Source organism: Clostridium puniceum (assembly GCF_002006345.1).
In the GTDB taxonomy this organism is placed as follows: domain Bacteria; phylum Bacillota; class Clostridia; order Clostridiales; family Clostridiaceae; genus Clostridium; species Clostridium puniceum.
Genome location: NZ_LZZM01000026.1, coordinates 1 through 9,502, shown reverse-complemented (window position 1 = coordinate 9,502; position 9,502 = coordinate 1). Strand labels below are relative to the sequence as shown.

The following is a 9,502-nucleotide window of genomic DNA, read 5'->3' as shown; positions in this document are numbered from 1 at the left end:
AATACTTAACTATAAGACTCCTGAAGAGTTATTTGAAGCACACTTAGATAAAATTTATGCAGTTTAAGAAAATACAAGTGTTTAAGTCATAAATAGAAATTAGTTCAATTTGTTATTGCAATTTGCCGTATTATTTTTATAGATAAAATTAGATTATTTTAGAATTATTTGAGATTATGTATCTAAAATGGTATAATTTATTTGTTAAAAAATAAAGGGAGACGATTTAGATGCAGCAAAATAAATTGAAAAAATTGGCCATGCTATGTATAATTTTATGTATTAATAGTATTCCAGCAGTAGCTTACGCAAAAGAGATTGAAACAACTAAAGAAATTACTAAGCAAAGTAATGTTGAAAGCAAGGTTCAAATTGAGGATAATTGGCTTACAAAAGAAGTTTCTAGTCAAGTAGGGAAGAATGTAAAAAATCTTACAGAACAGGATTTTTTAAATATTAAAAAAATTAAATTATCATATAAAAATATTAAAGATGAAATTCCTAAAGAAATAAAATTATTGAAGAATTTAGAATATTTAGATTTAAATTATTCTGCAATAGAAGGAGAAATTCCAGAAGAATTGGGAGATCTTCCTAAACTTACTTATTTAGATTTAGGAGACAATAAAATTGAAAAGCTACCCGATAATATTAAACAAAAAGCAGCTAATGGTAATTATACTTATTGTGATTTTGAAGAAAATAAATTTACACTTAGTGAAGGGTGGTATTTATTAAAAAGCAAATGGTGCTATTTAGATAGAAACGGGGAGAGAATTAAGGGTACTAAAAAAATTAATGGTAAAGAATATGAATTTACTGATGACGGTAATGTAAGAGAGGGGTGGGAAAGCGATAAAAGTAAAAATTGGTATTATTATGATAGAGAAAAAGGCATGATAAAAAATGATTGGAAACAAGTAAGTGGGAAATGGTACTACTTTAATGAAGATGGAATAATGCAAAAAGGATTGCAAGTCATTAAAGGTGTTAAATATTATTTAAGTGACAATGGAGTAATGCTTACAGGTTGGGTAAAAGTGGACAATAATTATTGTTATTTTTCAGGCAGTGGAGCTATGCAATATGGATGGTTAGAGGTAGATAATAAAACTTATTATCTAGATGATTCCACAGGTGCAATGTTAACAGCTACAGAGAAAGTTATAAATGGTAAGAAGTATAAGTTTTCTACTGATGGATCATTACTAAGAAATGTGTGGCTTGATGGCTATAATTATGTACAAGCTAATGGTGAAGCTGTAAATACATATTATAATTATTCTCATTCAAATGCTAATTATCAATTATTTAAGTATATGACAGATGTAAATAACCAAATGAGTGTTGATAATACTGCTGTTTGGTTACATGGGGGAGCAACTGACAATAATTGTGTGTTTTTTTCATCTGAAGCTTTAAGAAGAATTGGAGTTAATATTCCACGTTCAGTAGCTAATACATATCAATTTGAAAATGAATTAAAGAGCAGAGGATTTGCATATAGCTATGATTTTTCACAAATAAAACCAGGTGATATTGTATTTACCAATAATTACACACATGTATATATTTTTATGTGTTGGGATAAAAATGGATATGCATATATTGTAGATAATCAAAGGACAAGCTATGGAAATTTGGTGCTTCATAGAAGAAAAGTATTAGAAGACACTGCTATTTCGGATAGAGCAACTCATTTCTTCTATTATCCATCTTAATGAAAATTAAATATATGTAAATTGTACCCTGTAAGTATAGAGATAAAATGTTATTTCTATCTTACAGGGTATTTTTTATAAAAATATAAAACTTTAATTAAAGAAAGAAAAAGTAGTAAGTCTTTAGTAAGTGAAAAATTTGAAATTTGTATTTTAATGGAAAGCGAGATGAGTTATTTTGTTAAATAAAAAACTAAATAACAAATAAACTTTAACATATATACTACAAATTTTATTCATATATAGGAAATAATTAAAGTATAAATATAAATATGAGTTTAATATAGAAAGGAAAAATTTAAATGAAACCTCAAGTTGATATATTCTCAGGATTTTTAGGTGCTGGTAAAACTATGCTTATTAAAAAGTTATTAAACGAAAAGGCTTATGGAAAAAGCACAATTATTATAGAAAATGAATTTGGTGAAATTGGAATAGATGCAGATATATTAAAGGAAAGCAATATTGAAGTTAAGGAAATTAATTCAGGATGTATATGCTGCCAAGTATCTGGAAATTTCAGTGAAGCTGTGTTTGAAGTTATAAATAAATATGTTCCTGAAAATATAATAATTGAACCTTCAGGAGTAGCAAGATTAAGTGAAATATTAAAGTTGTTAGAAGAAAAAAAGTTTGAGAATAAAATTGAAATTAGAAATATTATTACTTTAATTGATATTCAAAATTATGATGTTTATTTAAAAAATTTTAAAGACTTCTATGAAAACCAAATAAGACAAGCAAATAAGATTGTTTTAAGCAGAAGCCAATTTGTAGATGAAAACAAGATTGAAACTACAATAAATTCTTTAAAGAAATTTAACTCTAAGGCTGAAATAATATATAAGCCTTGGGAAAGGTTAAAAGGAATAGATATTATTAAAGTCAATGAAAAAAAAGATAAAAATGAAGTATCAGTTATAAAATCTACTATAAGTAAAACTATTAGAAAAGAAGGAAATCATAATGTTAAAAATGTTTTTGAAAGTTATCCTATAGAGCTTGTTTATAATATGAGTACAGAAGAAATTCAAAAAAAATTTGAATTTATAGAAAGCAGCAATAAGTTTGGAAGAATAATAAGAGCAAAAGGAATTATAAAAGGAACTGATGGAGAATATTATCAATTTGATTATGTTCCAAGAGAATTTAAGAGTAGAAAAATTAAGTGGTCTAATAGAAAAGTTATTTCAATAATTGGAGGTGAACTAAATAAAAAGGAATTAAAAGAATTATTTAGCTAATAAATAAGTAATATAAATAATTAATATCCATAGTTATTTTGTTTCGGTAATAAAGATCAAGGATAAAAAAGAGGTTAAGTTTTCTATTAATTATAGGAGGTTTTAAAGTGAAAATACATATTGAGATTGTAACAGGATTTTTAGGTGCTGGAAAAACTACTTTTATAAATTCACTTTTAAGTGAAACTCAAGTAGAGGGAGAAAGAATTTTTGTTTTTCAATTAGAACAGGGAAAAGCAAAAATCACACAAATATCAAATATAAATTCTTTAATTAAGACTATAGAAATAAACGAAATTAGAGAACTTAATGAAGAAATGATATTTTCAATAAGTGAGTATAAGCCACATAGAATAGTTATAGAATATAATGGAACATCAAGTTTAAAGGAGTTATTTAATATATTAAATGAAAAGATTTATAGGGAAGCTTGTAAAGTTACTACAGTATTCTTTGTGGCAGATGGAAAGAAACTCAATGAATATATTGATAACATAGGAGAATTTATAATACCTTGCGTGCAATGTGCTGATATGGTTGTTGTAAATAATACTGAAGAGTGTAATAAAAAAGTTTTAGAAAAAGGTTTAGAAAAAATAAAAAATATTAATTCTAAAGCTTATATTTTAAAAGTTAAGAATAAATATATTTTAAAATCAACTATTAGAGAGGCTAAAGTATTAGATAACAAGTATTTAAAAAAAATGAAAATTAAATTTTCAAATTATAAGTAATATTAGTTAGAAGGAATATAGGCTGGAAATGAGGAAGGTTTATGAGTAATAATAGGATTTTAACTTTCTTTGCTTTAAGTGGAATAATACTGTTGATATTTATTTTTAAAAGAAATGCAATTAATCTGGATATAAAAGAAATAGGAGACTTCACCAATATATTTACAAGTATAGTGCTTGAAGCGATTCCTTTTATTATTTTAGGTTCTTTTATATCAGCAATAATTCAAATTTTTATATCAGATGAATTTATAGTTAAGTTAATACCAAAGGTAAATATCTGGGGATATTTAGGGTCAGCTCTAATTGGACTTATGTTCCCAGTTTGTGAATGTGCCATTATCCCTATAACAAGAAGTCTTATTAAAAAAGGAATACCAGTTGGGTTGGGGGTAACCTTTATGCTTTCAGTACCAATAATAAATCCAATTGTAATAATGTCGACATATTATGCTTTTTATGATAAACAAGCTATGGTAATTCTTAGAATAGCAGGAGGTTTTGTATCAGCAATTTTAATAGGAATTATAGTAAATGCTCTTGAAGAAAAGAAAGAATGTATAATTTTAAACAATATAAAAAACGACTACTACTGTAATTGTGGATGCAATAATTCTTTTGTAAATGAAAATAAATTTAAAGCAATATTTGAACATACTAATAGAGAATTTTTAGATATTATGGGCTATTTAATATTTGGAGCTTTTATTTCTAGTACGTTTCAAGTGATATCATCACAAGGTGAATTTAACTTTATTTTTAGTAATAAGATTTTTATTATAATTTTTATGATGATTCTTGGTTTTGCATTATCTCTTTGCTCAGAAGCAGATGCTTTTGTTGGAAGAAGTTTTTTAGAGAATTATTCATTTAGTGGAGTAGCGGCCTTTTTGATTTTAGGGCCAATGCTTGATTTAAAGAACCTTGTTATGCTATTTGGAACATTTAAAAAGAGTTTTGTATTTAAATTAGTTATAAGTACAATTAGTGTTGTATTTATAATTTGTTGTTTATTTGCTACATGTGGAATATAAAATAGCTACAAATACTTTCAATATATTAGAAGGGGATAAAAATGTGAAAAGATTTAATCTTGATGAATTCTTATGTTTTATAGTATTTGGCCTATTAGATATATGGATATTTTACTTAACTTTTACAGGGAAGATAGACTTTTATATAGGCAGGAAAATGATTAAATATATTTACATTACTATAGTAATGCTAAGTATAATTGTATTTTTTCAATTTCAAAAAATATTTACATTACAAAGAAACAGTGATTTTAAAATGAAATTGCTACCAATTATATTAACTATAACATTAGGTGTCATTTCAATTAATAAACAAGAAACCTTTAAACATAATCAATTAAATAGTGAAATTAAAGAAAGTAATTTAAGAAATATAGATATGAAATATTTATATGAACATGAAATAGATTATGATATTATTCAAGAGCAAAATAATAAAAAAGGAATTCTAATAATTAATGAAGATAATCCTATGATTCTTGATGATATAAGAATAAATTCAAAAAACTATCTTGGAAGAAAATTAGAAATACATGGATTTGTATGCAAAGAAAATTATTTAAATAAAAATCAGTTCATTATAGGTAGGCTTGTAATGAATTGCTGTGCAGCTGATTCAAAGATTATTGGAATTGTAGGAGAATATGATGAAGTTTATAATCTTTATGAAAATCAGAAGATTATTGTTAAAGGAAATATAGGTATTTCAACAATAAAAGATAGTAATAATGTTGCCCATAAAATACCAGTATTAATAATTGAGAATTTAGAAAATGAAAATATTAATAAAATATAGCTGCATAAATTTATTAAAAATAAAAATTGTCTGAAAAGAATAAATGAATAATTGAATGATAAGATAGAGTTATAAATATATAAAAATGTGCTATAACAAATAAAAACTAAATTTGTTATAGCACATTTTATATTATTAAGCATCTTGTTTTAGAAAAGTATATTGGGCTGAATATAATTTATGGTAATATCCACGATTTAAAAGCAATTCATCATGAGTACCTGCTTCAACAACCTTACCATGAGAAAGAACAAAGATTTTATCACAATCTCTAATAGTTGAGAGTCTATGAGCTATTACTATTGAAGTTCTTCCTTTCATAAGTTTTTTTATACCATCTTGAACGAGTATTTCCGTTTCTGTATCAATATTTGCTGTTGCCTCATCTAAGATTAATATTCTAGGATCTGAAATTAGAGCTCTTGCAAAAGCTATTAATTGTCTTTGGCCAAGAGATAATCTTGAACCTCTTTCATTTACATTAGTATCATAGCCATCTTCAAGTTTTTCAATAAATTCATGAGCATTAACAGCTTTGGCAGCTTCAATTACTTCTTCATCAGTTGCATTTAATTTACCATAACGAATATTTTCTTTAATTGAAGTAGAGAATAAAAATGAATCTTGAAGCATTATTCCCATTTGACTTCTTAATGATTCAACATTTACATTTTTTATATCAATTCCATCAATTTTTATAGAACCGAAAGTTGGGTCATAAAATCTGCTGATTAGATTAGTTATAGTTGTTTTGCCAGCACCAGTTTCACCAACTAAAGCGATTTTTTCTCCTGCTTTTAATTTGAAAGAAGTATCTTTAAGTGCAGCGCCTTCTACTTTAGAATAAGCAAAGGTAACATGATCAAACTCAATATCTCCCTTGATTGTAGGAAGGTTATTATTACAATCTTTATCTAACATGTCACTTTTTGTATCTAAGATATCAAAGATTCTTTCACCAGCAGACATACTAGTAACAAAAGCATTATAAAATGATGAAAGATTTATAATAGGTCTCCATAGCATGTCAATATACATAAAAAAAGCCATTAGTGTACCTAAAGTTAAATTGCCTTTTCTATTCAGTATATATCCAGAAACCAATAAGATAACAAGGCTTAATCCACGAAATAAATCTAAAAATGGCCAAAAGAAATCTTGAGTATAAACAGCAGTCATAAAACCCTTAGCATGTTTACCTATATGATTATCAAATTTTCCTCTAGCGTATTGTTTTTTACTAAAACCTTGAATTACCTTCATACCTGATAATGATTCATGAGTATAGCCAATTAAAGAAGAACGATGTTCTCTAAAAATTTTCCACTTATTATCTGCCTTAATTTCTATAACGAACATAGAAATTGTAAGTAATGGCATTGTAATAAGACAAACTAATCCAAGCATAGGATTTAATATAAGCATAACAGAAACTACTAGTATAATAGTAAAAACATTTGGAATTAAATTTACAATACTATTATTTAATAAATTTTGAAGAGCATTTACATCTCCAACAACTCTAGAAATAATTTTTCCAACAGGTCTATTATCGAAGAAATTAAAGCTTAAGGTTTGAATATGAGTGTATAAGCTATGTCGAATGTCAACTAATATTTGGTTGGTAATTTTAGACATAGCTATAGTTCTAATTCTAGATAAAATCATAGAAAATATATTAACAAGTATTAATCCGCTACCAAGAAATAGTAATGCTTTAATATTTTTTTCTGCAACAAAAGTATCAATGGATAATTTCATTAAATATGGAGTTAATGTACTACAAGCCATTACAATAAGTAACAGGAATATTACAAATACTACTTTCATCTTATATGGTTTTACATAGATTAATAATCTTTTGATTATTTCAATTTTAGAAGATTCATTTGTTATATCATTCATATTAATTCGCCTCCAATTGAAGTGATTCAAAATCTTGAAATTGGTGAGAATAAACATTATAGTAATAGCCTTTGTAATTAACTAAACTTGAATGATTGCCTATTTCTACAATTTTGCCATCCTTCATAAATAGAATAATATCTGCATCCTTTACACCAGAAATTCTATGTGCAATTATAAAGGTAGTGGCTTTTTTCTTATCATTTTTTAGATTTTGAAGTACGTTAAATTCAGTTTCCATATCAAGAGCTGATGTTGAATCATCAAGAATTAATATTGGTGATTTTCTAATTATTGCTCTTGAAATAGCAAGTCTTTGTTTTTGACCGCCAGATAATCCTAGGCCCCTTTCACCTATGACAGTATCAAAACCATCAGGCATTTCTTTAATAAAAGAATAAGCAGTACTGTCCTTAACTGCTTTTATTAAAGATCCTTCAGATTTATCACTACCAAAATCAATATTATTTTTAATAGTATCTGAAAATAGGAAAGTATCTTGAAAAACAATAGACATATTAGCTCTTAAAGTTTCTAAATTCCAATCTTTAATATTAACATTATCAACTAAAATTTCACCTTTAGTTACATCGTAATATCTTCCAATTAAAGAAAGTAAAGTGCTTTTCCCGCAGCCAGTAGTTCCCATTATCGCAACACTACTACCATGAGGAATATTCAAATTAATATTATGCAAAACTTCAACATTGTTATAAGAAAAGCTTACATTTTTAAATGTAATATCTCCTTTAACTTCTGTAGGATTATAACAATTTTCTTTAGAAATAATTTCTGGTTTTCTATTTAAAATCTCTTTAATTTTACTCATAGAGGCTTTGTTTTGAGAAAGTAAGTTAATAAGAGAACCTAAATTTCTAACACACCAGGAAACACTAAATATATAGCTGGTAAAAGCAACTAAACTACCTAAACTTAAACTTCCTTGAATACATAAATATCCACCATATACTATCATTAAAATTGGTGCGCTATTTGTTAATAATTCAATTAATGGACCGTAAGTACCAACTATTTTGGCTTGTTCAACATTTAAATCAAAGAATTTTTGATTTACTTTTAAAAATTTTGATATTTCATGTTTTTCGCGAGCAAAGGCTTTTACAAGTCTAATTCCAGAAACATCTTGTTGAACTATAGAATTAATTTCAGCAGTTTGATCACTGATTTGTGAATATACGGTCCAAAACTTTTTGTCCATAATTGTTCCGATATAAGCTACAGGAAGTAGAACAGCTAAACATATAATTGTTAAAGATGGATTTAAAGTAAACATTATAGCAGCAGATATTGAAAAAAGTATTATTGCTTCAATGAATACTCTCATTCCAAAGGCTAGAGTATCCCAAACAACATCTACATCTTCAATGATTCTTGATAATAGTTCACCAGTGTTATTGTTATCAAAAAATGAAAATTCAAATGATTGAAATTTGGAATATAAATCTTGTCTTAGTTGTCTGCAAACAATCACAGCGAATTTATCAAATAAATATTCTTTTAGATAACCTAAAATTCCTTGAATTAATGCTATTGATATTATAGTTATTATAAAAATAAATAAATAATCGTTAATACCTCCAAGAATAATGCTATCTATAAATATCTTTTGGAGATAAGGATAAACACTGTCTATACAAATGCATCCTATCATAGCGATAATAGGAATAATTAAAAGTTTCCATTGTTTTGCAATGTAAGTTTTTAATAAAGTCATAATAATTCCTCCTTTAAAGGTAATTGATGTTTAAAATGAATTTATGGTAAAAATATGTGTAAAATTATAGTTTTCTTTTTGGCGCCTCAAAAGAAAATAATAATTTTTAGCACAAAAAAGCACAGCTATTCAGAGCTGTGCTAAATATAAACAAAATTAGTTAAATGCTATAAATTAAAACTAATAAATATCATATAATATTTCTCATTAGAGGTTTCACAGATGAATGAATATAAATATTAAATTTTGTTGAAATTCTAAATATTTTATTAGTTTTCATAGTTAAACCTCCTTAAAAATTATTTTTTAAACATCATTTATATAACATACCAC

7 protein-coding genes are annotated in these 9,502 nt (G+C 25.8%); 5 read left to right on the top strand and 2 right to left on the bottom strand.

The window, feature by feature from the left end; translation table 11 throughout:
* Positions 1–230: 230 nt before the first annotated feature.
* The 5 genes from CLPUN_RS02395 (at position 231) to CLPUN_RS02375 (ending at position 5,529) form a co-directional block, all read left to right on the top strand.
* Complete coding sequence (locus CLPUN_RS02395) at positions 231–1,721, top strand: leucine-rich repeat domain-containing protein (protein ID WP_077845780.1); 1,491 nt, start codon at positions 231–233, stop codon at positions 1,719–1,721.
* Positions 1,722–2,023: 302 nt separating this feature from the next.
* A complete protein-coding gene (locus CLPUN_RS02390) occupies positions 2,024–2,965 on the top strand; it encodes a GTP-binding protein (protein WP_077845779.1) in 942 nt (313 codons plus the stop codon).
* Between the two features lie 107 nt (positions 2,966–3,072).
* Positions 3,073–3,699 (top strand): GTP-binding protein, encoded by a 627-nt coding sequence (locus CLPUN_RS02385; RefSeq protein WP_077845778.1) that lies wholly within the window; start codon positions 3,073–3,075, stop codon positions 3,697–3,699.
* A gap of 41 nt (positions 3,700–3,740) precedes the next feature.
* Positions 3,741–4,733 carry a permease gene (locus tag CLPUN_RS02380; protein ID WP_077845777.1) on the top strand — a complete coding sequence of 331 codons (993 nt, stop codon included), beginning with the start codon at positions 3,741–3,743 and terminating at the stop codon, positions 4,731–4,733.
* 43 nt (positions 4,734–4,776) lie between these two features.
* Positions 4,777–5,529 (top strand): TIGR03943 family putative permease subunit, encoded by a 753-nt coding sequence (locus tag CLPUN_RS02375; protein ID WP_077845776.1) that lies wholly within the window; start codon positions 4,777–4,779, stop codon positions 5,527–5,529.
* A gap of 135 nt (positions 5,530–5,664) precedes the next feature.
* Here CLPUN_RS02375 and CLPUN_RS02370 read toward each other — a convergent pair whose 3' ends face one another.
* A complete protein-coding gene (locus CLPUN_RS02370; protein WP_077845775.1) occupies positions 5,665–7,434 on the bottom strand; it encodes an ABC transporter ATP-binding protein in 1,770 nt (589 codons plus the stop codon).
* A gap of 1 nt (position 7,435) precedes the next feature.
* Positions 7,436–9,169 (bottom strand): ABC transporter ATP-binding protein, encoded by a 1,734-nt coding sequence (locus CLPUN_RS02365; RefSeq protein ID WP_077845774.1) that lies wholly within the window; start codon positions 9,167–9,169, stop codon positions 7,436–7,438.
* Positions 9,170–9,502 lie beyond the last annotated feature (333 nt).